General features: G+C 65.4%; 26 protein-coding genes. 15 read left to right on the top strand and 11 right to left on the bottom strand.

Translation table 11 applies throughout. The annotated features are described in order from the left end of the window. The first annotated feature begins 73 nt into the window (after positions 1–73). The gene (locus HACJB3_RS03940; RefSeq protein ID WP_008417792.1) at positions 74–757 is read left to right on the top strand and encodes a haloacid dehalogenase type II; all 684 of its coding nucleotides are present in this window, start codon (positions 74–76) and stop codon (positions 755–757) included. 12 nt (positions 758–769) lie between these two features. Here the strand turns inward: HACJB3_RS03940 and HACJB3_RS03935 are convergent, their stop codons facing one another. From HACJB3_RS03935 to HACJB3_RS03925, 3 genes are all read right to left on the bottom strand, one after another. Next, positions 770–1285, bottom strand: coding sequence for a redoxin domain-containing protein (locus HACJB3_RS03935; RefSeq protein WP_008417794.1), 516 nt, complete (start codon positions 1283–1285; stop codon positions 770–772). Then, positions 1286–1561 carry a glutaredoxin family protein gene (locus HACJB3_RS03930; RefSeq protein WP_008417795.1) on the bottom strand — a complete coding sequence of 92 codons (276 nt, stop codon included), beginning with the start codon at positions 1559–1561 and terminating at the stop codon, positions 1286–1288. 93 nt (positions 1562–1654) lie between these two features. Further along, positions 1655–2371, bottom strand: coding sequence for a hypothetical protein (locus HACJB3_RS03925; RefSeq protein ID WP_008417797.1), 717 nt, complete (start codon positions 2369–2371; stop codon positions 1655–1657). A gap of 222 nt (positions 2372–2593) precedes the next feature. Here HACJB3_RS03925 and HACJB3_RS03920 point away from each other — a divergent pair, with 222 nt between their 5' ends. Then, complete coding sequence (locus HACJB3_RS03920) at positions 2594–3007, top strand: universal stress protein (protein ID WP_008417799.1); 414 nt, start codon at positions 2594–2596, stop codon at positions 3005–3007. A gap of 10 nt (positions 3008–3017) precedes the next feature. Here HACJB3_RS03920 and HACJB3_RS03915 read toward each other — a convergent pair whose 3' ends face one another. After that, positions 3018–4082, bottom strand: coding sequence for a CNNM domain-containing protein (locus HACJB3_RS03915; RefSeq protein WP_008417801.1), 1065 nt, complete (start codon positions 4080–4082; stop codon positions 3018–3020). Positions 4083–4223: 141 nt separating this feature from the next. Between HACJB3_RS03915 and HACJB3_RS03910 the strand changes: the two genes are divergently transcribed. Then, positions 4224–5657: an aryl-sulfate sulfotransferase gene (locus HACJB3_RS03910; protein ID WP_008417803.1), complete on the top strand. Its 1434-nt coding sequence runs from the start codon at positions 4224–4226 to the stop codon at positions 5655–5657. 93 nt (positions 5658–5750) lie between these two features. On the opposite strand, the gene HACJB3_RS18695 is transcribed toward HACJB3_RS03910, so the two are convergent. From HACJB3_RS18695 to HACJB3_RS03900, 3 genes are all read right to left on the bottom strand, one after another. Beyond that, positions 5751–5966: a helix-turn-helix transcriptional regulator gene (locus tag HACJB3_RS18695; RefSeq protein ID WP_008417805.1), complete on the bottom strand. Its 216-nt coding sequence runs from the start codon at positions 5964–5966 to the stop codon at positions 5751–5753. A 780-nt stretch (positions 5967–6746) separates the two neighbouring features. Next, on the bottom strand, positions 6747–7289 hold the full coding sequence (locus HACJB3_RS03905; RefSeq protein WP_008417810.1) for a DedA family protein: 543 nt from the start codon (positions 7287–7289) through the stop codon (positions 6747–6749). A 63-nt stretch (positions 7290–7352) separates the two neighbouring features. After that, positions 7353–8372: a lysylphosphatidylglycerol synthase transmembrane domain-containing protein gene (locus HACJB3_RS03900; RefSeq protein WP_008417812.1), complete on the bottom strand. Its 1020-nt coding sequence runs from the start codon at positions 8370–8372 to the stop codon at positions 7353–7355. 104 nt (positions 8373–8476) lie between these two features. Here HACJB3_RS03900 and HACJB3_RS03895 point away from each other — a divergent pair, with 104 nt between their 5' ends. The 6 genes from HACJB3_RS03895 (at position 8477) to HACJB3_RS20620 (ending at position 13779) form a co-directional block, all read left to right on the top strand. Then, the gene (locus HACJB3_RS03895) at positions 8477–10042 is read left to right on the top strand and encodes a sulfatase (protein WP_008417814.1); all 1566 of its coding nucleotides are present in this window, start codon (positions 8477–8479) and stop codon (positions 10040–10042) included. 79 nt (positions 10043–10121) lie between these two features. Beyond that, positions 10122–10976 (top strand): hypothetical protein, encoded by an 855-nt coding sequence (locus HACJB3_RS03890; protein WP_008417816.1) that lies wholly within the window; start codon positions 10122–10124, stop codon positions 10974–10976. Between the two features lie 171 nt (positions 10977–11147). Continuing rightward, entirely contained in the window at positions 11148–12119 is a 972-nt protein-coding gene (locus HACJB3_RS03885; protein WP_008417817.1) for a glycosyltransferase family 4 protein, read from the top strand. Next, the gene (locus tag HACJB3_RS03880; RefSeq protein ID WP_008417819.1) at positions 12120–13235 is read left to right on the top strand and encodes a glycosyltransferase; all 1116 of its coding nucleotides are present in this window, start codon (positions 12120–12122) and stop codon (positions 13233–13235) included. A gap of 59 nt (positions 13236–13294) precedes the next feature. Further along, on the top strand, positions 13295–13597 hold the full coding sequence (locus tag HACJB3_RS20625) for a DUF2062 domain-containing protein (protein ID WP_008417820.1): 303 nt from the start codon (positions 13295–13297) through the stop codon (positions 13595–13597). Continuing rightward, positions 13594–13779, top strand: coding sequence for a hypothetical protein (locus HACJB3_RS20620; protein WP_008417821.1), 186 nt, complete (start codon positions 13594–13596; stop codon positions 13777–13779). The genes HACJB3_RS20625 and HACJB3_RS20620 overlap by 4 nt, the downstream gene beginning before the upstream one ends. 1 nt (position 13780) lies before the next feature. On the opposite strand, the gene HACJB3_RS03865 is transcribed toward HACJB3_RS20620, so the two are convergent. From HACJB3_RS03865 to HACJB3_RS03855, 3 genes are all read right to left on the bottom strand, one after another. Beyond that, positions 13781–14182, bottom strand: a complete 402-nt coding sequence (locus HACJB3_RS03865; RefSeq protein WP_008417822.1) for a hypothetical protein — start codon at positions 14180–14182, stop codon at positions 13781–13783. A gap of 73 nt (positions 14183–14255) precedes the next feature. Beyond that, positions 14256–15398 (bottom strand): thiolase family protein, encoded by a 1143-nt coding sequence (locus tag HACJB3_RS03860; RefSeq protein ID WP_008417823.1) that lies wholly within the window; start codon positions 15396–15398, stop codon positions 14256–14258. Positions 15399–15461: 63 nt separating this feature from the next. After that, positions 15462–16250 (bottom strand): helix-turn-helix transcriptional regulator, encoded by a 789-nt coding sequence (locus HACJB3_RS03855; protein WP_238532824.1) that lies wholly within the window; start codon positions 16248–16250, stop codon positions 15462–15464. Between the two features lie 269 nt (positions 16251–16519). On the opposite strand from HACJB3_RS03855, the gene HACJB3_RS03850 reads away from it, so the two are divergent. Both HACJB3_RS03850 and HACJB3_RS03845 read left to right on the top strand, forming a co-directional pair. Continuing rightward, complete coding sequence (locus HACJB3_RS03850; protein ID WP_013199380.1) at positions 16520–17857, top strand: ATP-binding protein; 1338 nt, start codon at positions 16520–16522, stop codon at positions 17855–17857. Further along, a complete protein-coding gene (locus HACJB3_RS03845) occupies positions 17857–18675 on the top strand; it encodes an MBL fold metallo-hydrolase (RefSeq protein ID WP_008417826.1) in 819 nt (272 codons plus the stop codon). Before HACJB3_RS03850 ends, HACJB3_RS03845 begins: the two co-directional genes overlap by 1 nt. Here HACJB3_RS03845 and HACJB3_RS03840 read toward each other — a convergent pair. Continuing rightward, positions 18672–18941 (bottom strand): winged helix-turn-helix transcriptional regulator, encoded by a 270-nt coding sequence (locus tag HACJB3_RS03840; protein ID WP_008417827.1) that lies wholly within the window; start codon positions 18939–18941, stop codon positions 18672–18674. The two genes, HACJB3_RS03845 and HACJB3_RS03840, sit on opposite strands and share 4 nt — an antisense overlap. Before the next feature lie 77 nt (positions 18942–19018). On the opposite strand from HACJB3_RS03840, the gene HACJB3_RS03835 reads away from it, so the two are divergent. The 4 genes from HACJB3_RS03835 to HACJB3_RS03820 all read left to right on the top strand — a co-directional run bounded on the left by HACJB3_RS03835 (position 19019) and on the right by HACJB3_RS03820 (position 22850). Beyond that, positions 19019–19606 carry a protoglobin domain-containing protein gene (locus tag HACJB3_RS03835; RefSeq protein ID WP_008417828.1) on the top strand — a complete coding sequence of 196 codons (588 nt, stop codon included), beginning with the start codon at positions 19019–19021 and terminating at the stop codon, positions 19604–19606. 58 nt (positions 19607–19664) lie between these two features. Further along, on the top strand, positions 19665–20798 hold the full coding sequence (locus HACJB3_RS03830; RefSeq protein ID WP_008417829.1) for an ABC transporter substrate-binding protein: 1134 nt from the start codon (positions 19665–19667) through the stop codon (positions 20796–20798). A 7-nt stretch (positions 20799–20805) separates the two neighbouring features. After that, on the top strand, positions 20806–21540 hold the full coding sequence (locus tag HACJB3_RS03825) for a DUF7260 family protein (protein WP_008417830.1): 735 nt from the start codon (positions 20806–20808) through the stop codon (positions 21538–21540). Positions 21541–21635: 95 nt separating this feature from the next. Next, positions 21636–22850 carry an ABC transporter substrate-binding protein gene (locus HACJB3_RS03820; protein ID WP_049934266.1) on the top strand — a complete coding sequence of 405 codons (1215 nt, stop codon included), beginning with the start codon at positions 21636–21638 and terminating at the stop codon, positions 22848–22850. Positions 22851–22871 lie beyond the last annotated feature (21 nt).

Genomic DNA, 22871 nt, shown 5'->3' with positions numbered 1-22871 from the left:
GATCAAAACAGTAGGTGCCATCGGGACCCGGGCGGCCCGGGGAGTTATCCTCGCGGACGGCAAACCGACGTCCATGACGTTCGACGCAAGCGCGGTCGAGACGGTCACGTTCGACTCGTATAGCACCCTCGTCGACGTGGACGCCGCGGAGGCGGCACTCGCCGAGCGGGTCGCGGAACCCGAACCGGTCTCGAAGCTCTGGCGGGCCCGCTCGCTCGAATACACCTTCGTCGCGAACCACGTCGACGCCTACCAACCCTTCTACGAGATGAACCGCGACGCGCTTCAGTACGCGCTCGACGTCCACGGGGCCGACGTCTCCGAGACCGAACGCGACGAGATCCTCGCCGTGTATCACGAACTCGACGTCTTCGAGGACGTTCGCGAGGGCATCGAGCGCCTGCGCGAGGGCGGATACGACTGTTATGTCGTCTCGAACGGCAACCCCGAGATGCTCGAATCGATGGTCGAACACGCCGACATCGGGGACTTACTTGAAGACACCATCAGCGCCGACGAGGTGGAGACGTTCAAACCCGACGCGGAGCTGTATCGCCACGCCGCCGCCCGGACGGGGACCCCCATCAGGGCCATCGCACACGTCACCGCGGGCTGGTTCGACGTGCTCGGCGCACGCCACGCCGGGATGCAGGGCGTGTGGGTCGACCGGAAGGCGACCCCGTGGGAGCCCTTCGGCGGCGATCCGGACTGCACGATCGAGACGTTCTACGACCTCGCCGAGGAGTTGGGCGTCTAACCGGGCGGCGGGCTATCGGTCCGCGAGTCGGGCTTCGAGTTCGTCGTAGTCGGGGAAATCGGGCCACTGGCGTGCGACCCACGCATACCGGATCGTCCGGTCGGAATCAAGCAGGAAGACGGCGGGCCGGGGTTCGCTGATGCCGGCCATCCCGTCGAGGTCGTTGACGATCCCGTAGGCCTCGGCGACGCCGTTTTGCGGGTCGCTGAACAGGCGGTAGTCCATCCCGCGTTCGTCGATGAACGTCGTGTGCTCGTAGGGCGAGGAGATCGAGAGGCCGACGACCGTCACGTCGGCGGTCTCTTCGAGCCCGCGATCCCGGAGTTCGTTCCAGATGTACGTCGCGGGGAAGTCCCCATCCATCGGGTAGAACACCAGCAGAACGGGACCCTCGGCGGTCAGCTCCGAGAGGGCGACGTCCTCCCAGTACTCGTCGTTCACGAGTGGGCGCACGAAATCGGGGGCCTCCTCGCCCTCGATGGGGTGGTCTGCCTCGCCGAGGTCGACGACGTCGAACTCCAGCTCCATTCAGGCCGCCTCCCCGTAGGTGTTCTCGATGTACGCGACGATGTTCGCGCTCTCGGACATCGTCACGCCGGTGGTGGCGTCGACGAGCGCCGGGACCGACCGCTTGCCGCTGATTCGCTTTACCACGTCGCGCTCCGAGTGCATGGGTTCGACGAACCGCGAACGATACGCCAGTCCGTGCTCGTCGAGCGCGCGGACGACGCGCTCACAGAAAGGACAGGCCTGCAGCCGGTACAGCGTGATCGGTGGGTCGTCGGGAGAACTCGTCTCGCTCATCGCGTAGTGATCGGGCCGGCAGACAGGTAAACGCGTTGTTGCCAGCAGATCACGCGGGGTGTAAGCTCACCGTACCCTGACGGGGCACGGGACTCACTCCTTCGGGGCGTCGTAGACGAGCCGTCGGCCCTCGACCCACTGCCGGTCGGCGTTGGTGAGCCAGTCGACGAGCCCGACGACCTGCCGGATCGTGACGAAGTTGTACTCCTCGTCCCACGGACCGGTCAGATCGTACTCGGCGTCGCCAGAGTCGTAGAACAGCGCCGGAAGCGCCTGGTGGACCCCGGTCGTCTCCTCGAACACCCGCCGTCTGACCGCACGGAGCCCGTCGTGATCCGGGCTCCACTTCTCCGCGTGGACCCGGTCGAGCACCGCCTGAAGCGCGTCGTCCGGGTCCGAGAGATCCGACGGGAGGAACACGCGGGGCTGGCCGAAGTCGCTTGCGGCGAAAAAGAGCAACTGGCCCTCGAAGTCGGCGGCGCGTTCCTCGAGGACGGCCCGAATACCGTCCGTATCGAGGTTCGACCCGTTCGAGGCGCGCAACTCGCGCTGAGCGGCCAGCAACTGGAGATAGCGCTCGTCGGGATCGGTCGGGTCGTCGGGGTCGTCACTGGATCCGACCGACCCGTCGCCGATATCGGATTCGGCGGCGACCGGACGCGTGCCGAACGCCGAGACGAACCCGAGGCCGGCGAGGGTCCCCAACAGGTCGCGCCGCGAGCGGGCGGGGGCGGGTCGGGAGCGGGATTGCCGGGCGGGCGGGTCCGTCGGGTTCGGTTCTCGAACGTCGTGGCGGGAGTCGTCGTGCATGATATCTCGGGACCGGCGTCCGTTGGAGAGTCCACCGGTCGGGTCCCGATTGTAATTGCGACCATAGCGGGAGTAGGGACCGGCCGAGTCCGTAACGGGTCCGTACCGGCCGGCCGACGGCGCGCTGTCGGTCACTCCGGACGCCCGTCGACGGGACGTCTGCGACGGTCGCGAACGCCACCGTGGGCACACCTATAAGTGATCGGCCGATAGGGACGGGTGATGTACGAGCGCCTCTTGCTCCCGGTCGGCGAAAAGGCGTCGCCGGACGATCGATACGAGCCCGTCTTCGATCTCGCACGCGAGCACGGAGCGACGATAGTGGTCCTCTCGGTCGCGGACACCAACCGCGACAGCGTGACGAACCTCGGCGGCGAGGTGATCGATACCCTGGAGACCGAGGCGACCGACGCCGCCGAGCGGTTCGCAGACCGGGCGCGCGAGCACTCGGTTCGGGTCGAGACGGAGGTCGTTCAGGGGACGCCCCACGAAGAGGTCGTGGCGTACGCCGACGCCCGCGAGATCGACCTGATCGTCATGCGAAAACGAGAGCGCGGACGGCTTCAGGAGGCACTGTTGGGAAGCGTCACCGACCGCGTGATCCGGCTGACGGACACGCCGGTGCTCGTCCTCTGAGGACAAGCAATTAGGCCGCCACCTCGTCGAGGGGGTCTTCGAGTTCCCCGACGACCGCCTCCATCGCGTCCGTGGCGGTCACGAGTCCGATGAGATCGCCGTTCTCGGTGCGAACGAGCGCGAGCTCCTGGCTTTCGTCCTGAAACCGATCGATGACGTCGCTGACGGTCATGTCTTCGGAGACGGTCAGCGGCGGCGCGGCGATGTCCTCGAGGGTCGTCTCCCCCGCTTGGAGGGCGTCGATCCGATCGAGGGCCGCTGAGACGTAGACGATCCCGCGGAAGTCCTCGGGCTCCTCACCGATCAGCGGATAGCGGTTGTGCAGCGATCCCGAGAGCCGTTCGAGGTTCTCCGCGAGGGGCAGTTCCGTCGAGAGGAAGACGATCTCCTCGCGGTCGACCATGACGTCTCCGACGGTCATCCTGCCGGCCGCAAGCGCGCTCAGTACCTCCTCGTATCGCTCCTCGTCGAGGTCGCCTTCCGCGAGCAGCGAACGCATTCGGTTCCTGAGGTCCGCCCGGCTCTCGATGACGTCCTGTTCGGTTTCGAGCCACGCGCCGGTCATCTCGATGCCGAACAGCGAAAGCGTCGCCTTCGCGACCCAGTCGCCGAGCGTGATCAGCGGGGAGATCAGCCAGTGAAACCAGTACAGCGGCGTCGCCCCGTACCGACAGACCCACCGCGAGCGCTCGACGCCCAGATACGTCGGGGTCTGTTCGCCGTGGGTCAGGTGGACGAGGTTGATGATCAGAAACGAGAGGATCGCCGCCGACCCGACCGACGCCAGCAGGGTCCCCTCGAACAGCGGCTCGAAGAGCGCGGCCAGCGCGGGTTCGGCGACGATTCCGACCGCAATGCTCGAGGCCGTGATCCCGACCTGACAGGTCGTCAAGTACAGTTCGAGGTTCTGAGTCATCTCCCAAGCCCGCTCCAAGGACTGGTTGTCCCCGACGAACTCCCCTTCGCTGAACTGCCGGGCGCGGGTCAGCGCGAACTCGATGGCGACGAAAAACGCGTTCGCGAGGATGAGCCCCACACCGGCGACGAGCCGAGCGACGACCTCTAGAGTTACCATTCGACCGAACCGTAACGGTCGAGACTGAAAGGGAGTTCGACCACGAGGGGGCCAAAAAGGAAAGTAATATCCGCACGATTCCCAAAGGCGACGTATGACAGTTCGAGGAACGGAGGGACCAGACCCGACGGGTAGGAAGCCGTGAGCGAGCGATCCTCAACGGGGGCCGAGCGCGTTCGGTCGGCCGTCTCGCGCAACAAGGTGCGGATCGCCTTCGCGGTGCTGATCGTCCTCTCGATCGCCGTTCTCGTCAGCGGTGCGACCGCAGGGGGGCTCTCGACGGCGACCGAGGAGGACGTACCGACCGCGCCCGAGAGCGACGGTCACACCGTCATCACCGAGTCGGGACGCGCCGGTACGATCACCGCCTACAACCCCGACGGGAGCGTCCTCTATTACGAGAACGAGCGGACCAAGTACTTCGACGTCGACCCCGTCGAGGGCGAGCCCCTGACCGTCGAGTACGCGACGACCGACACGATCCACAGCGAGGGCCCGACCTGTGGCTCGCCGCCGTGTGCCGTCAACGCCATCGAGCGCACGAACCTCGAAACCGGCGAGACGGAGGTGCTCTACGAGCGCTACGACGCCACCGAGACCGGCGCCGAGTGGCACGACGTCGATCGGCTCGACGAGAACCGGTTCGTCGTCGCCGACATGATCGACGACCAGGTCTTCATCGTCAACACCGAAACCGAACTCATCGAGTGGATGTGGGACGCCCAGGCGGACTACCCGGTCGAGGAGGGCGGCCCCTTCCCGGGTGACTGGGCACACATCAACGACGTCGAATACGTCGATGATCCGGGTAGCGAGGTCAACGGCACCATCATGGTCAGCATGCGCAATCAGGACCAGGTCGTCTTCGTCGACCCCGAGGAGGGCCTCCAGGAGGAGTGGACCCTCGGTGCCCAGAACGACCACAGCGTCCTCTACCAGCAGCACAACCCCGACTACATCCCCACCGATCAGGGCGGGCCCGCGGTCGTCGTCGCCGACTCGGAGAACGGCAACGTCGAGGAGTACCAGCGCGAGGGCGACGAGTGGACCCAGACGTGGGAGTGGTCCGACCAGCAGATGCAGTGGCCACGGGACGCCGACCGGCTGCCCAACGGCAACACGCTCGTGACCGACAGCCACGGCAACCGCGTCATGGAGCTGACCCCCGACGGCGAGGTCGTCTGGGAGGTCGGCTCGACGATGCCCTACGAGGCCGAGCGACTCGAAAGCGGCGACGAGAGCGAGGGCGGCCAGAGCGCCCAGCAACTGGGCTACGAGTCCCGAACCCCCGAGGAAGGCGGCGGGGAGAGCACCGAGAGCGCCGAGAGCGGATTCGACCCGCTGGGCGCGATCGTCGGCTTCTTCCACGAGATCGGTCTGATCATCGAGTCGTTCATCCCCTTCCGGATCCACAACGCCATCCTCTTCATCAGCCCGGTGTGGATGGGTACGGCCCACTTCGCGGCGGCCGGGATCGGGATCCTGACGGCGCTGGTCTGGATCGGGGCCGAACTCGTCTGGCAGCTCCGGGATATAGGGATCAGGGCCCAGCTGCCGGTCTATCGGGACCGGTAGGCGAAGCGCCGTTCGAGTGTAGATTCGCTTAGCTCGTCGAAACTCGACTATTACGAGGGCGGAGTGAGGGACCGGTAGATAGAGAGAAATGCCTTATGATTGGGACTCTTCTTTGGTCAAAGGCGGTTCAAAGATATCCTCAATAGAGCAGTCGAAGTATTCTGCAAGGTGGAAGGCAAGTTCGAGACTTGGATTATAGCGACCTGCTTCAATCGCACTAATCGTCTGCCGAGATACATCAACGGCCTCCGCAAGGTCACTCTGTGTCAACTCGTGTCTCGCTCGTCGTACTTTGAGGTCATTTTTCATCGCTTACATCGCTCGGGTGTAGTACAGCCCCATCCCGAAGTAGACTACCCACCCGAGAACAAAGCCAGTGATTTCGAGACTGATGGCTCCAATATTCGTGAATCCGTTCTCGACAACGTGCATGACGATGATCGCTAAAAGCAGTGCTGAAAGGGCTATATATGCCCACATCGAGGCCCGTTCTCCAATTTTCTGAGACCGTTCATCTTCTCTCCCAATAAAGGGTAAGTTCGATATTGTGTAAACATATCTTTACTAAATAGTGATAAGATTTTCCACTAATCCACGATGAATCGCTCCACAAGACTTCGACCAATTCGCACGAGCTACGTATCAGCCGCTCCCTACGAGGTCCTCGGGAAAGTACTGGAATACCGGTCGGTGGTAGATACAGGGGAGGTATCTAATTGAGGCGGCGGTTAAGGAACTGGGGCAGGAAGACACCGACACCTATCAGGACGAAGAACGACACCATAAAGCCGGTCTGTTCGCCAACGTTAACGGAGTCAAGTAGCGCTCTCGAAAGATAGGCTGTTGGAAGGGCGATAATGATGGAAACTACAGTTAGGCGATTTTCACGGGAAGCCATGGCCCATATGACTTTTGTTCAACTAAAAATCTTCTTCCCATAATGAGTATTCAGCGAGATTCTCATGTATCCGACCGTCTGTAAGACTCGCATAAACAATCTACCGGCTATCCGACTCGTAGATATGGAACAGATGGTGTTCCAACGGAGCCATTCGTTTTCGCTCGACCGGCTCCCGTATCGAAGAATCCTCAGACGAGCAGGTAGTTATCCAGCACGAACTGGTAATCGACCAGCAGGTACAGCGCCGCGAGGATCGACTGAAAGGAGAGCGATCCGAGTGCCGAGAGGACGACGAACACTCGGCTATCCATGTCCGAGAGGCCGGCGGGAACGGTGAGCAGGCCGCGGATGAACAGCATCGTGTTGCTCACCGGCACGGCGACCGGGCCCCAGCGCTCGAACCAGCCGTCGATCCGGTCGAGGCGGGACTCGCTGATGGGGAACCAGCGCTTTTGCAGGATGTAGTTCCGCCCGCCGCGCCGAACCAGCGAGAAGAGGACGAACTGGCCGATCGTGGTCCCGACGACGGTGACGGCGACGATAGTGATCACCTCGGGGATCGACGAGCCGATCAACAGGATGGCGGTGGGAACGACGAGTTCGCTCGGCATGAATCGGAGCATCATCGCCCCCTCGAGGACGGCGATGAGCAACAACACGGCGAGGGCGAACTCCGAGGTGAGCAGAGTCTCGACCTCCGTCGGAATCCGATCGAGTTGCAGCAGGTACATTGGCGAGACAGTCTCCCGAAAGCGGGGTCGCGCGTTAAGCCTTGTCTCTCCGCGCTCTGAGTCTCACGCCACCGTGCGGGCGCCGAAGGCCGCCATCGACCCCCCGCCGATCAGTACCGGCAGCCAATAGATCGTCCCCCGGTAGATCAGGACCGCGGCGGTGACGGTCGCGGCCGCCAGCCCCGTCGTCGGGACCAACAGCGCGACGAAGGCCGCCTCGATCCCACCCAGTCCGCCCGGCAGCGGGGCCGCCCCGGCGAGGTTACCGAGCGGGATCACGAACAGCGCGACGTAGATCGGGACGCTGTGGCCGATGGCCCAAAAGGCGGTCAGCAACGCGACGGCCTGAAAGAGCCATCCCAGCGTCGAGAGCCCGAACGCGACCGCGAGCGCCCGCCGGCGGGTCGCGAGCCGGGCGATGTGATCGAAAAATCGTTCCAGACGCCCCGAGAGGTCCTCGGCGACGGCCTCGGGGTCCGAGTGGCCGACCGGGAGGCGTGCGACCGTGTCGGCGGCGCCCTCGGAGACGGACTCGACGATCCGCTCGCGGTAGCGCCAGCCGAGTACCAGGAGGACGGCGACGGCTGCGACGACCGCGATCGCCGAGAGGACGGCCGTTTGGAGGCGCTCGCCGATGATGGTCGTCGTCGCGTAGTAGCCGACGCCGACGAACACCAGCGAGAGCGACGAGACGACGTTGAGCACGTCGACGGTGGCGATGCCCACGAAGCCGGTCTCGTAGCGCGCCTTCGAGACCTTCGAGATGAGCAGCGCCGCGACCGGCTCGCCCCCGGCCTGCCCGAAGGGGGTGACGTTGTTCGCGAAGACGGCGCTGGCGTAGACGAAAAACACCCGGACGACCGGGATGGTGACGTCGAGGGTCCGGAGGATCGACCGGAGCATGAGCGCCCACGCGGCGAGCCAGCACAGCGCCCCGACGACGGTCGCGGCCACGAGCGTCGGGTCGGCCGTCGCGAGCGAATCGAGGACGTCGCCCGCACCGACGAGGAAGAAGAGCCCGACGAACAGCACGAGCGCCGCCCCAAAGCCGAGGACCAGCGCCCGCCAGTTTCGACCGTTCATACACGATCGAGGCGTGAGCGGACCTTGAAACGTCTGATATCGTTCGCACCGGGGCGGACGCATGTCGACCGATTTATCGGTACGGACGACCGATTGACGGAGAAATGGGCCGCCAGCAGCCCCGGAACGTCCTGATGGTCGTTCTGGATACGGTTCGGAAAGACCACCTCACGCCCTACGGCTACGACCGGCCGACGACGCCGGAACTGGAGACGCTCGCCGAGGAGGCGGCCGTCTTCGAGTCGGCCGTCGCGCCCGCGCCGTGGACGCTTCCAGTTCATGCCTCGATGTTCACCGGGCTCTATCCGAGCCAGCACGGCGCCGACCAGGAGAGCCCGTATCTGGAGGACGTCCCGACGCTGGCCTCGGCGCTCTCGGCGGCGGGCTACGACACGGCCTGTTACTCCTCGAACGCCTGGATTACCCCCTACACCGAGCTGACCCGCGGGTTCGACGCCCAGGACTCGTTTTTCGAGGTGTTGCCCCAGGACCTATTCTCGGGGCCACTGGCGCGCGCCTGGCGGCTGGTTAACGACAACGACCGGCTCAACGAGGTCGCGACCCGGCTCGTCAGGCTGGGTGCCCAAGCCCACGAGAAACTCGCAAGCGGCGAGGGCGCGGACTCGAAAACACCGGCAGTAATCGACCGCACGAGATCGTTCATCGAGGAAAGCGAGAGCGAAGCGGGGTGGTTCGCGTTCGTCAACCTGATGGACGCCCACCTGCCGTACTACCCCCCCGAGGACCAGCGCGAGCAGTTCGCTCCCGGCGTCGATCCCGCCGACGTGTGCCAGAACTCGAAGGAGTACAACTCCGGGGCACGCGACATCGACGACGAGGAGTGGGAGGCGATCCGGGGGCTGTACGACGCCGAGATCGCTCATATGGACGCCCAGCTCGGTCGGCTGTTCGCGTGGCTGCGCGAGACCGACCAGTGGGACGACACCACCGTCATCGTCTGTGCCGATCACGGCGAACTCCACGGCGAACACGACCTCTATGGCCACGAGTTCGCCCTCTACGAGGAACTGATCAACGTCCCGCTCCTCGTCAAACACCCCGAGATCGACGCGGGGCGAAACGAGGAGCTGGTCGAACTGCTCGACCTCTATCACACGACACTCGATTCGCTTTCAGTCGACGCCGGGGGCGTTCCGGGCGCGACCGCGTTCGATCCCACCCGCTCGCTGCTGTCGAACGAGTACCGGGCGTTCGACGGTGTCGACTCCCCCGATATCGGCCAGCGCGCCGTACTGGATGGCGACGGCGAGGAGGGAGAACGCGGGGACTACGCCTTCGTCGAGTACGCCCAGCCGGTGATCGAACTCCACCATCTCGAAGAAAAGGCCAGCGAGGCCCGCATCACCCTGCCCGAGGACCATCGGGCCTACGCCCGGATGCGTGCCGCCCGCGGCGAGGCGGGTAAGTACGTCCGGGCCGACCGGATCCCCGATGAAGGCTACCGACTCGACGACGATCCAGGGGAGGTCTCGTCGCTCTCGTCCGAGGAGGACGAGCGGGTCGCAGCCGCCGAGCGGGCACTCTCCCGATTCGAGGACGAGGTCGGAGGCGCGTGGACCACGCCCGCGGAGGCGAGCGCCGAGGACGCGCTCGACGAGGCCGACGCGGAGACGAAAGACCGCCTGCGGGAACTGGGATATCTGGAGTGATTCGCTCGGGAACGATTCTACCCCGAGCAGGCCGAAACCAATAGGAATACATGGCCGTGACGGGAACCGACGGCAACTAATGGAGGACCACCGCTTTCTCGAGTCCGACTGGGATTACTGTGTGGTGCTCGACGCGTGTCGCTACGACGTCTTCAGCGAGGTCTACGACGAGTACCTCGACGGCACGCTCGAAAAGCGCCGCAGCAAGGGCTCCTCGACGCCCGAGTGGGCCTATCGGACCTTTACCGATCACCACGACATCGCGTACTTCTCAGGCAACCCCTTCATCAACAGCCTCGGCATCCCGCTGAACGAACTCAAGTGGGGCGCCAGTTGCGACTACGAGTGGGCCGCCGCCGATCACATCACCGAGGTGTTCGACGTCTGGAAACACGGCTGGGACGACGAGCTGGGGACGGTCCCCCCCGAGAGCCTCGCCGCGTCGTTCCGCGAGCACTCCGAGGCCGTCGAGCGCGCCGACCGGACGGTACTGCACTACATGCAGCCCCACGCGCCGTATCTCGGGCGCGGAAAGGGCCAGAAACTCAAGCAGATCCGCAAGGGCATCGACCGGCAGGGCCGGGAGGCGAGCGCCGACGGCGGCAGTGCGCTCTCGGGGATCAGCGACGTCGTCCGCCCGAAGGTCGAGAGCGCCCTCGATGGGAGCAAACTCGCCCAGAAGGCGGGGCTGTGGCTCGAACTCGATCCGGCCGATCTGGTGCGAAACGGCACCCGCGAGGCGGCGATGGAACTCTACGAGGAGAACCTCCGGATCGCGCTCGAAGAGGTCGACGATCTGGTGGCGGACCTCGACGGACGGGTCGTCGTCACCGCCGACCACGGGGAGGCCTTCGGCGAGGAGGGCGTCTGGGAACACCACATCGAGACGCCGATTCCGGCGCTGATCGAGGTGCCGTGGCTCGAACTCGACTAAAATCGAATCGCGCCGCGGGGACCTGCCATCGAAGCGAACCGTGCGGCTCGTGAAGCTCTTTTGATATCTTCGGAACGGAAGCCCACCGGTCGAATCGAGCGTCCACGGTGGGGACGGAGTCAATACTGAAAGATTGATAGTACGGGTTCCGTATGAGCTAGCGCAGACTGCATGAAGATCAGTCACTACTTCGAGTTCGAGGACCACATCACCGGTGGGATCCGCGAGTCGGTCAAGAACCAGCGCAAGATGCTGCGCCGGCTTGGGATCGACCAGTCGATGGACCCGCACCTCGACTCGGACGCCCTGCACCTCAATCTGATGGGCCCGCGCTCGGTGTGGTATGCGAAACGGGCCCGTACCCGCGGCGTGCCCGTCATCGCCCACACCCACGTGACCGCCGAGGACTTCGGTGACAGCTTTCGCTTTACGAACGCCCTCGCCAAACCGCTCAAGCCGTATCTCGAGCGCGTCTACGGGCTTGCGGACGCGCTGATCTGTCCCTCGGAGTACAACCGCCGGCTGATCGAGGAGTACACCGACACGCCGACGACCGTGATCTCGAACGGGGTCGACCGCGAGAAACTCGCGGGCTTCGCGGCCCTCGAATCGGAATACCGCGAGCGCTACGACCTCTCGGAGCCGACCGTCTTCGCGGTCGGGCACGTCCTCAAGCGCAAGGGACTCGAGACGTTCGTCGAGACGGCCCGTCGGATGCCCGAACTGGACTTCGCGTGGTTCGGCCCATTGGATCGCTCCCTGAAGGGCCGCGAGACCAAGCGGCTGATCGACGGGTCGCCGGAGAACTGCACGTTCACCGGCTACGTCGAGGACATCCGGGGGGCGTACGCGGCCGGCGACGTCTTCTTCTTCCCGACCCACGAGGAAAACGAGGGGATCGCGCTGCTGGAGGCGATGAGTACCGGCCATCCCGCGGTGGTCAGGGACATCGAGACGTTCTCGTGGCTGACCGACGGCGAGGACTGTCTCAAGACAGCGGGATCGTTCGAGCGCGAACTCGAAGCGTTGAAAGACCCCGAACGCCGAGAAGAACTCGGTACGAATGCGGCCCGAACCAGCGACTCCTTCGCCCTCCCGGAGACCGCCCGCCAGCTCGAAGCCGTCTACGAGGCGGTGGTCTGAATGAGGATCGGCTTTTTCACTGACAGCTACTTCCCGGAGATCGACGGGGTGACCTACACCATCCAGCTCTGGCGCGAGCGACTCGAGGCGGCCGGCCACGAGGTGTCCGTCGTCTACCCCGACGGCGACTACGAACCCGACGAGCGCGAACTCCCCGTCACCTCGCTGCCCAATCCCTTCTACGGCGGGTACAACGTCCCGCTGTTCCGGCGTCCCTCGACGCTGCCCGACCTCGATCTCGTGCACTGTCACGGCCCGGCCCCGGTGGGACTGCTCGGCCGGTACTACGCCCGGAAACACGACATCCCGGCGATCTACACCCACCACACCCCCCTCGAGGAGTACTTCCACCAGAGCGTCGGCTCGGACCGGCTGGCGCGCGCGCTCGGACGGGCCTACGTGCCCCTCGAGAACGCCTTTCTGCGGAGTTTCGACGCCGTGACCGCCTCGACCTCGCGGATCGAGCGCGACGTCGAGCACGTCGAACTCCCGGTGGGCATCGACATGGACTTCTTCGCGCCGACCGAACGGCGGTGGTTCTCCGAGCGACCCGTGATCGGCTACAGCGGGCGTCTCAGCATGGAGAAAAACGTCCGGGAGATCCTCCGGATTGCGAGGCAACTACCCGAGTACGACGTTCGCATCGTGGGTGCGGGTCCGTTTCGCGACTCCCTCGAGGAACGCGCCCCCGAAAACGTCGAGATCAGGGGGTTTCTGCCCCGCGAGGAGCTGCCGACGTTCTACAGTTCGATCGACGTCTTCGTGACCGCCTCGACCGCGGACACGCTGGGGCTGTCGACGCTCGAGGCCAACGCCTGTGGAACCCCCGTCGCGGCCGTCGACGCGCCGCCGTTCGACCGGACCATCGGCCCGGACAACGGGGTGCGCTTCGAGTACGGCGACCTCGACTCGATGGCCGGAGCGATCGAGGCGTGTCTCGACGGCGACCGGGAGACCAGAGCCGCCGTCGAGCGCTACTCGATCCACCACACGATCGGCCTCCTCGAAACCCTCTATCGGGACGTCACCGACGACGACGAGGACCGCCCGGCGGGGCCGCCCTCCAGCGGGCGCTCGCGGCGCGAACTGGCCGGCGAGGCCAACCGAGAGGGGTGACGGGCGTCGCCGGCACGGGTACGAAGGGTTGATCTCGCTCGACCACGTCGGACCAGCCGATGCTTCGGGAACGGCTGTCGGAGTACCGGCGTGGGGTCCGGTCGGAACTGGAGGCGATCTCGACCGAGGACCACCCACCCCGCGACATCGCCGCGAGCTTCGCGCTCGGGGTCTTCATCACGGCGCTGCCGACGCTGGGCGCGGGATTGCTGGTGTTCGTCCTCATCGTCGCGCTCCTCGAGCGCGTGAGCAAACTCGCGCTGTTTGCCTCCGTCGGGTCCTCAACCCCGTCGCGAAGTGGGGCGTCTACGCCGCGAGTTTCTCGCTGGGAACGCTCCTGCTCGGGCCGGTCCCGGGCGTGACGCTCGCCGACGTCTCGTTCGACGCAGGACCGGCCATCGTCACCCGGCTGGTGCTCGGCAACCTCCTCGTCGCCGTCGTCCTGACGGCCGTCGGGTACGTCGGCGCGCTGCGGTTCGTCCACGAGTACCGCCGGCGCGAGGCCCGGTTCGGTGACTTCCTGTCCGAGCGCCTCTCGGAGTGAGTCAGTCCGTTCGGGCGTCGCTCGCTTCGGTCACAGAACGCGGGGAGCCGCCCGCGTCGTGTTCGGTCGGGCTGTAACGCTCGGTGGCGATCCAGTAGACGCCGGCCCCGCCACAGAACAGCCCGACCCCGAGAAGCGAGACGAGCGCGAACGCGCCGTGGCTCAGGGCCACCGCGAGCACCGCCCCGACGAACATGACGACGACGCTGCCGGTCTTGACGCCGGCGAGCGGGTGATTCCCGCAGTGAGGACACGCCGGTACGTCCGTCTCGATGGCGTCCCCACAGCGTTCGCAGGGCGCACGAGCCCGGCGGAGGGACGGCGATCCCCGGTCGATTCCACGTCGCGGGCGGTCGCGTTCGGTCCGGTTCGAACGGTCCGGTTCCGGCGTCGGGGCTCCCATCGGTGTCGAAACGATCGGGCGAGCGGGTAATGGCGTTTTCTAGGAGGAGTATATAGGGCTCCGCTCGGGGACGCTATCGGACGAACTCGATGGCTGCGCCCTGACCGAACCCGACACACAGCGTCGCGAGTCCACGACTCGCGTCGCGCTTTGTGAGTTCGTGAAGCAGCGTCACGGGCAGGCGTGCGCCGCTTGCACCCAGCGGGTGGCCGAGCGCGATCGCCCCGCCGTTGACGTTCAGGCGCTCGGGATCGATCCCGAGTTCGCGCCGGGAGTACTCACACTGGCTGGCGAAGGCCTCGTTGATCTCGACCAGATCGTACTCGTCGATCCCCCGACCCGTGCGTTCGAGCAGGCTCTCGGTGGCGGGAACGGGCCCGATTCCCATCACCGTCGGATCGACGCCGGCGACGGCGTTCGAGCCGACCGCCGCGAGCACGTCGAGACCGTGGTCCTCGGCGAACGCGCGGCTGGTCACCAGCGTCGCCGCGGCACCGTCAGTGATCTGGGAGGCGTTGCCGGGCGTGACGGTGCCGTCGCCCTTGAACACCGTCGGTAGACCCGCGAGCGTCTCCATGTCCGTATTCCGTCGGATCCCCTCGTCCTCGTCGACGGTCCCCTCGTCGGTCCGGATGGGGACGATCTCGTCGTCGAACCGGCCCTCGTCGGTCGCCTCGGCGGCCCGTCGGTGGCTCCGCAGGGCGAACTCGTCTTGGGTCTCCCGGGAGACGTCGTAGGTCTCGGCGACCTTCTCGGCGGTCATCCCCATCTCCAGTTCGCCGACGTTGTAGGTCTCGGCGAGTCGGGGATGGAGGTGCGCGTAGGACTCCCCGTCCATCGGCACGTTCGACATGGACTCGACGCCGCCGGCGATGATCGCCTCGCGCTGGCCGGCGCGGATCGCGTCGCTCGCGGAGATGATCGCCTGCATCGAGGAGGCACACCAGCGGTTGATCGTCGTCGCCGGCGTCCCCTCGCCCAGTTCCGACAGCAACGCGATCACGCGCGCGACGTTGTTGTCCTGCTGGCCGCGCTGCTGGGCGACGCCCCACATCAGGTCGTCGACGTCGTCGCTTCCCAGTCCCGTCTCGGCGAGGATCTCGTCGATCAGCGGGATCGAGAGGTCCTCGCTGCGGACCGACTCGAAGACCCCGTCCTGCTTGCCGAAGGGGGTGCGAACCGCCTGCGCGATCACGGGGGTGGTATCAGGTGCCATTGGGCCCGTTTCGGCCGGGGCGAACTTAAACGGCCGTACAACTCCCGGGACCGGGAGAGGAGTTCATCGACCGGTCGATCGCAAGCGTACCTCCCGGCCGTGATCCCGACAGCCATCGAGGTGGGTGCGGGCCCACGCGAGCGCCGAGTCGGCCTCGGTCGTGATCGACCCGCGGACGTTGCCGGTCTCGTCGTAGATGCCGATCCAGACGGTCGTGCCGTCGGCGATGAGGATCCCCATGTTCGGACAGAGCGACTCGGAGAGCCGATAGAGGGTGAAGTTCGGCGCCGCAAGCCCCTCACGGAGCTTCTCGTCGTACTTCGAGCGGAGCTGTTCGACCAGCGGGGCATCGAGGAACAGTTCGATTTCGGTGTCGGTCCGCGTGATCTGCTCGTAGAACAGCGAGACGTACTGGGGAAACGCGATCGGGGAGTAGCCCACGAGGTGCGCTGCGCTCTCGACGAGGCGTTCGAGTTCCCGAACCGGTTCGTGGGGCATCGGATGGCCGGCATGGACGACCTCCGCGCCGAGGAGACAGTCGACATCGAGTCCCGTCTCCGGCGGGAGATAGGCGAGGAGGTCGCGGGCGAGACGGAGGCGGTCGTACCGCTCGAGCAGCGATTCGAACTCCCGGTAGGCCAGGTTCCCGACGAGCGTCAGCCGGTAGCCCTCGTCGGCACGTTCGACCAAGGCGGCGGCCTCGAGTTCCCGAACCGAGCGATCGACCGTCTGTCTCGAGACGTCGAGGCGCTCGGTGAGGCCGCGCTTCTCGCGTGGACCGTCCCCGAGACACTCGAGAACCGCCCGCCGCCGCATGACGGTCTCGAGGAGACTGTGCGCTGGAGCAGTCATACCCATTAATGATCTTTCAGAGACAAAAGCTTATTCCATCCGTAGTATATCAGTCGTTTTCGATACACGTTCTGCCCATTGGCTTCGACTAGCTCCCGTTCGGACGGGTACGAACACCTAGAGGAGAGTGCTCGGCGGTCGACGGATCGACGGATCGGGCACGAATATATAATAAATGATAAATAATAATACAAGAGGCGGACGCGAGGAGAACAACGCGGTCCGAATGTCGATGGCGTTAAGAATCCGGGGCGATAAGTGTGGTGGGAATGAGTAATTCGGCGCTTCCGGTGGTCGAGTTCCTACTGACGGCTCACGCCTACAGCACCGACCGGCGCTTCGACGAGAACGACCTGCCCGCCGAGTACCGAAAGGTGTTCTGGGAGGGCGGGTCGATCGAGCGCCCGCTCTCGGTGACCGAGGAGAACGCCCGAGAAGCTACGGGCGTCAACGAGCCCTGGGAGGCGGTTTCGGATCTGCTCTTTACCCAGCGAGCCGAGTTCTCCGGCGAGTTGACGCTCTCGGATTCCGATCTGGCGGCCGACTGGGTCGCAACGCGAACCGACGAGGGGCGACTCGCCGACAACCCCACCCTCTCGGGGTTCTACGAGGACCGCGATATCGACGTGCCCGTCGACTACGAGCACGCCCGCGAGAACGCCCGGCCGATCCGGGCCGATCGCGTCTGGATCGACAACCTGCTCGAGACGTACTTCGATCCCGACGACGAGGACGAGGCGGAGATGCTCGATCTCGTCGACATCCGGGCCCCCGAGGAGATCGAGATGACCCTCGACGATCTCGTACTGACCGACCAGCAGGAGGCCGAGATCGACAAGATCGTCAAAGCCATCGAGCACCGCGAGTACCTGGCGGCCATCGGGCTTCGCGAGATCGGCAAGCTCCTCTTCGTCGGACCGCCCGGCACCGGCAAGACCACGACCTCGCGGGCGCTGGCCCACGATCTGGACCTGCCGTTCGTCGAAGTCAAACTTTCGATGATCACCAGCCAGTACCTCGGTGAAACGGCCAAAAACGTCGATAAGGTCTTCGAGGTCGCCAAACGCCTCTCGCCGTGTATCCTCTTTATCGACGAGTTCGACTTCGTCGCCAAAACGCGGCGAAGCGACGAGCACGCCGCGATCAAGCGCGCCGTCAACACGCTGTTGAAGAGTATCGACGAGGTGAGCCTGATCCAGGACGACGTCCTTCTCATCGGGGCGACCAACCACCCCGACCAACTCGACGCCGCGGCGTGGCGCCGCTTCGACGAGATCGTCAACTTCCCCAAACCCGACGATCGAATGCGCGCGGACATCTTCAGCGTCATCACCCGCGAGATGGACATCACCGGCTTCGACCCCGGGGAGATCGCTACGGAAACCGAGGGCCTGACCGGCAGCGACCTGCGGATGGTCCTCCGGGAAGCGGTGTTGGAGGCGCTGACCGAGAACCGTCGCACGCTGACCCAGCGTGACCTGCTGGATGCGGTTACGGACTTCGAGGAGCGAGACACCTTGAAGGACCTCGACATGATCGAGGGCGATCACGAGGCGCTGGTCGCCGGCGGGTCACCCGAGGGACACGATCACGACCACGATCACTGATGGAAGTCACGCTGTTGGGGACCGGCGATACGACCGGGACCCCGACGCCGGACTGTGAATGTGGGACCTGCGAGCGCGCGCGCGAACTCGGCGTCGAGCGCAGTCGCTTTTCGGTTCACCTCACCAACGAGGTGACCGACCAGTCGCTGTTGATCGACGCCAGCCCCGACTTTCGCCACCAGTTTCTCACACAGGAAGTCCCGCTGCCCGATGCGATGGTCATCAGCCACATCCACTTCGACCACCTCGACGGGCTCGGAAACGCCTACCGGCTGTTCGAGGACCTCCCGGTTCACGCTGCCAACGAGATCGACCCCGTGACCGACGAAAGCGTCGCCGATACGATCCGGGACAAATACGACTACCTCGACCGGATCACGGTTCGAGACCACGCGCCATTCGAGCGGTTTCGGACCTGCGGGTTCGACGTGACGCTCGTGCCGGTCGATCACCCGCCGCTTTACTGCTACGGGCTCGTCATCGAGGAAGGGGAGACGAAGCTCTCGCTGACCGGCGACACCAGCTACGACGTGCCCGACCGTTCGAAGGAGGCGCTTTCGGACCCGGACCTCCTGCTCGCGGACGCCATCGTTCCGGCCTCGCGGTGTGAAGGCCATCCCATCGGGGGACGCCACCACGATTCCGAAGGTGTGCCCCGTACGTTCGGGACCAAACACATGACCCGCGAGGGGGCACTCGACTTAGCCGAAGAACTGAACGCCGAGCGGACCCGCCTCGTCCACCTCGCGCACTTCTACCCGCCCGAGGAGGCGTTCGCGGAGCCGCTCGCGGTCGACGGCGAACGCTACAGCCTCTAGTCGAGACGGTCGATCTCGGCGAGCAGTTCTGCCAGTCGCTCGCCCCGGTTCGTGAGGCCGTAGTGTACCGCCGGGGGCGTGCTCTCCTCGACCTCCCGAAAGACGATATCCGACGATTCGAGGCGTTTGAGACGGGCCGAGAGGGTGCTCGTGGGAACCCCGAGGGCGCGCTTGATCTCGTTGAAGCGCGTCTCCCCGCCCGCGAGATGCGCGACGATCCGCCGGGTCCACTTACAGCCAAGCACGTCCCAGAGATCGGTTCCCATCGCTTCGAAATCGTGGACCTACTCGCTTGGTTCTTACTCCCCGATTTACAACTTCGGGCGTGGTATCCTCTCCCGTGATGTCCGAGGAGATCCCCGGCTACGACTACGGCGACGAATCGCTCCCCGAGGCCCCGTACGACGAGGAGGAACTGGAGAGGCTGCAGGCGGCGGTGATGTTCGACGCCGAGGACGAGGAGGCGCTTCGGGAGGCCGGTGAGGTGCTCGAACCCCAGATCGAGGAGATCCTCGATCTGTGGTACGACTTCGTCGGCGCGAACGACCACCTCGTCTACTACTTCACCGACGGAGAGGGCACCCCCGACGAGGAGTACCTCGATCGGGTGCGCGCACGGTTCGGCCAGTGGATACGTGACACCTGCGATCCGCCCTACGACCAAGAGTGGCTGAACTACCAGTACGAGATCGGACTGCGACATCACCGCGAGAAGAAGAACCGAACCGACGACGCCGACGCCGTCGACCATATCCACGCGCGCTACCTGATCGCCTTCATCTATCCCATCTCCGCCACGATCCGGGACTTCCTCGAGAACGGGGATCACAGCGAGGGGATGGTAAACGACATGTTCCACGCATGGTTCAAGTCGGTCACCCTCCAGGTGACCCTCTGGACCCAGCCGTACTTCCCGGAGGGCGATTGGTGACGGTTTAGGCTTACCGAAAACGGAAAGAACTATGTCTCTTTAGGCGGCCCTAAATCATATGGCAGGTAGTTCGAGGGGACCGACGCGACGGGAGGTACTAGTATCGGGCGGTTCGGCGGCGGGGCTCGCACTCGCGGGCTGTACCGGCGGCGATGGCGATGGAGACGGGAACGGTTCGAGCGACGATGGCGGGGGCGGAGGCGGGTCCTACACCGTCTCGATGGAGCCGGTCGGGGAGGTCACCTTCGAGTCCCCGCCCGAGCGGTGGGTCGCGAACAACGGGAGCTGGGCGGACATGGGGGTGGCGCTCGGCCACGAGCCCCCCGAAGCGCTGTGGCTCACGAGCCGGTATCACACCCGGTACTACGACGGGATCCCGGACGTCTCTGTCGATACGAGCGGGATGACGGACCTCTATCAGAACGGCGTCGACAAGGAGCTGTTCTACGAACTCGACGCCGACGTCCACGTCATCGACCCGAACTTCCTGTTGAATCGCTACAGCGGCTGGGAGCAGGCCGACATCGACGAGATCGACGAGAGCGTCGGACCCTTCTTCGGGAACAGCATCTTCTCGCAGGAGTACGCCTGGCACGACGACTACCAGTACTATACCCTGTACGAGGCGTTCGGGAAGCTCGCGGAGGCCTTTCAGGAACAAGAGCGCTACGAGCAGTTCGTCGCGCTCCACGAGGAGTTTCAGGGCCGGGTCGAGGAGATCGTTCCGCCGGAAGGAGAGCGCCCCGAGGTGGCGATCCTGTGGGCCGACGGCGACCAGCCCGAAACGTTCCTGCCGTACCTGATCAGCGAGGGGACGAGCTTCAAGCAGTGGCGCGATCTGGGCGTGCGCGACGCGCTCGCGAACTCGGAGGTCGAGGACTTCCACACCAATCGCGGGGAACTGGACTTCGAGACGCTGCTGGAGGTCGACCCCGAGGTGTTGCTCCTGCGGGGCCAGGAGGGAAAAACCGCCTCGGAGTTCCAAGACACCGTCGTCTCGTTCCTGGAGAACGACGACGTCGCGAGCCGTCTGACCGCCGTCCAGAACGGCGACGTCTACCGGGGTGGACCGCTCTATCAGGGCCCGATCACGAACCTCGTGCTCACCGAGCGGGCCGCTGGACAGGTCTACGGGATCGAGGAGGAGCTGTTCGACCGGGACGAGGTCGCCGGGATCGTCACCGGCCAATGAGGAGCCGATGAGGACCCACATCGAGGGGGCACGCGAACGCGTCGCGCGCGAACGCGAGGCGGTTTCCGAAAAGCGCGCGGCCTACGACCGGTTTCGCACCCGGATAGAATCGGTCTCGCCACGGGCAGCGATCGCCGACGGCGGCGACACCCTCGTCTCCTCGGCCGGCCGGACGGGCGCGCGACCGATCCGGGAGGCGTTCGCCGAGACGGTCGCGCCGACCTGCGAGGACCGCGCGACGATGGAACTGCTCGGCGCGGAACTCGGCGAGGAGATCGCGACGGCGCTCGCGACCGGCGGCGTCTCGCCCCCGCTCTATCGGGCGATCGGCACCGAAGTCGATCGCCGTCGGGCCGAACTCGCCGCGATGGACGGCGCGCTCGAGGCCGAAGCCGACTCGCTTCGACGCGCGAGGGGAGTCGTCGAGCCGGTCCGCGAGTGGATGATCGAGGAGAACGAGACGGCGCTTTCGGCGTATGGGTTCGAGGGACTGCGCGAGCGCCACGCCCGCCTCGGGGCGTTTCGGGCGGACTGTGAGGGGCTGCTCGCCGACCGCCAGACGGACCTCGGGCGGACCACGGGCGCACAGGGCCGGGCGGGCGTCAGACAGCGGGACCTCGCGAGCTATCTCTACGAGGGACTCCCGATCGATCACCCGGTGCTCGTGACTGCCGTGCGCCTCGAGGAACTCTGCCGGGAGTGTCAGCGAACCGTTCGGGATCACCTCGTGCGTCGAGTGTAGCCGGCCGACGAAAGCGCAGTGTCCCGGTCCGGGGTTCGTTTTAGGCACCCCGAAAAGTCGAAAACGCTTTATGTTTTTAGGGACCCCTAAGACCCATGGGAAGAGAGGCGGCCGACCGTGGGGGAGTGACCCGGCGAGAGTACGTCAAGTACGGTGGGGTAGTCGCCGGCGGCGGCCTGCTTGCAGGATGTACTGGCGACGATAGTGGGAAGGGGCAGTCGGACGGATCGGACGGTTCCGAGGGGGGCGAGACCTACACGGCGTCGATGGCTCCGGTGGGCGACGTCGAGTTCACGGCGGTCCCCGAGAGCGTGATGGTCTATAGCCTGCTGTACGCGGACATGGCGGTCGCGTACGGCCACGGCGAGTCGGTGAACTCGCTGGGGTTCGACGCCGAAACCGGCGGGAACACGCTCGACGCCTACTACGAAGCCCTCGACGGGGTGGCGTTCGACCGGGAGGGGCTGGCACAGCTCAACACCGGCTCGGGACAGCTCGACGTGGGCAAGGAGCTGTTTTACGAACTGAACTCCGACCTTCACCTGGTCGATCCCTGTCTCGTCCTCTCGTTCGACGGCTGGGAGTCGGCTGACGTCGACGAGATCGAGCGGAACATCGGGCCGTGGTTCGGAAACACCCTCAGTCGCGACCACGCACAACCCCCCGAGGAGTGTCGCGAGGACTACGAGTACTACACCCTCTGGGAGATCGCACAGCAGGTCGCGGGGGTGTTCCGAACCGAGGACCGTTTCGAGGCGCTTGCGGCCGTCCACTCGGAGCTCCTCGAAACGATCGAGTCGAACCTCCCGCCCGAGGAGGAGCGCCCGACGGTCGCGACGGTCATCTTCATGGACGGGACGTTCTATCCCACCCGGTCGGACACGCCGGGCTTTGCCAACGCACACGTTCGTCCGCTCGGCGCGCCCGACGCATTGGCCGGCGAGGAGATCACCGGCGGGACGAGCTACGGGTACGAGACGATGCTCGAGTTCGATCCGGACGTGTTGCTCCACGAGTACGGTATCGCCTCGTACTACGACGTCGGGGCGATCGCCGAGACGCTGGCCGATCACCCCGTCGGGAGTCAGCTGTCGGCCGTCGAGTCGGGGCGGGTCTATCCTTCGGGGGACCCGGTACAGGGCCCGCTGATGAACCTCTTCCAGTTGGAGATGACCGCCAAACAGCTCTACCCCGAGGTCTTCGGCGAGTGGCCCGAGTATGCAGCCGGCGAGCCGTATCCCGAGATCCCTGCCGAGGAACAGTTGTTCGACCGGGCCGAAGTCGCCGAGATCGTCACCGGAGAGGCCTGACCGTGAGCGCGCTCGACGCAC

Origin of the sequence: Halalkalicoccus jeotgali B3 (genome assembly GCF_000196895.1) — an archaeon.
Taxonomy (GTDB): Archaea; Halobacteriota; Halobacteria; order Halobacteriales; family Halalkalicoccaceae; genus Halalkalicoccus; species Halalkalicoccus jeotgali.
Note: the sequence above shows the minus strand (reverse complement) of the source record. Positions and strands in the feature narration are given on the sequence as shown.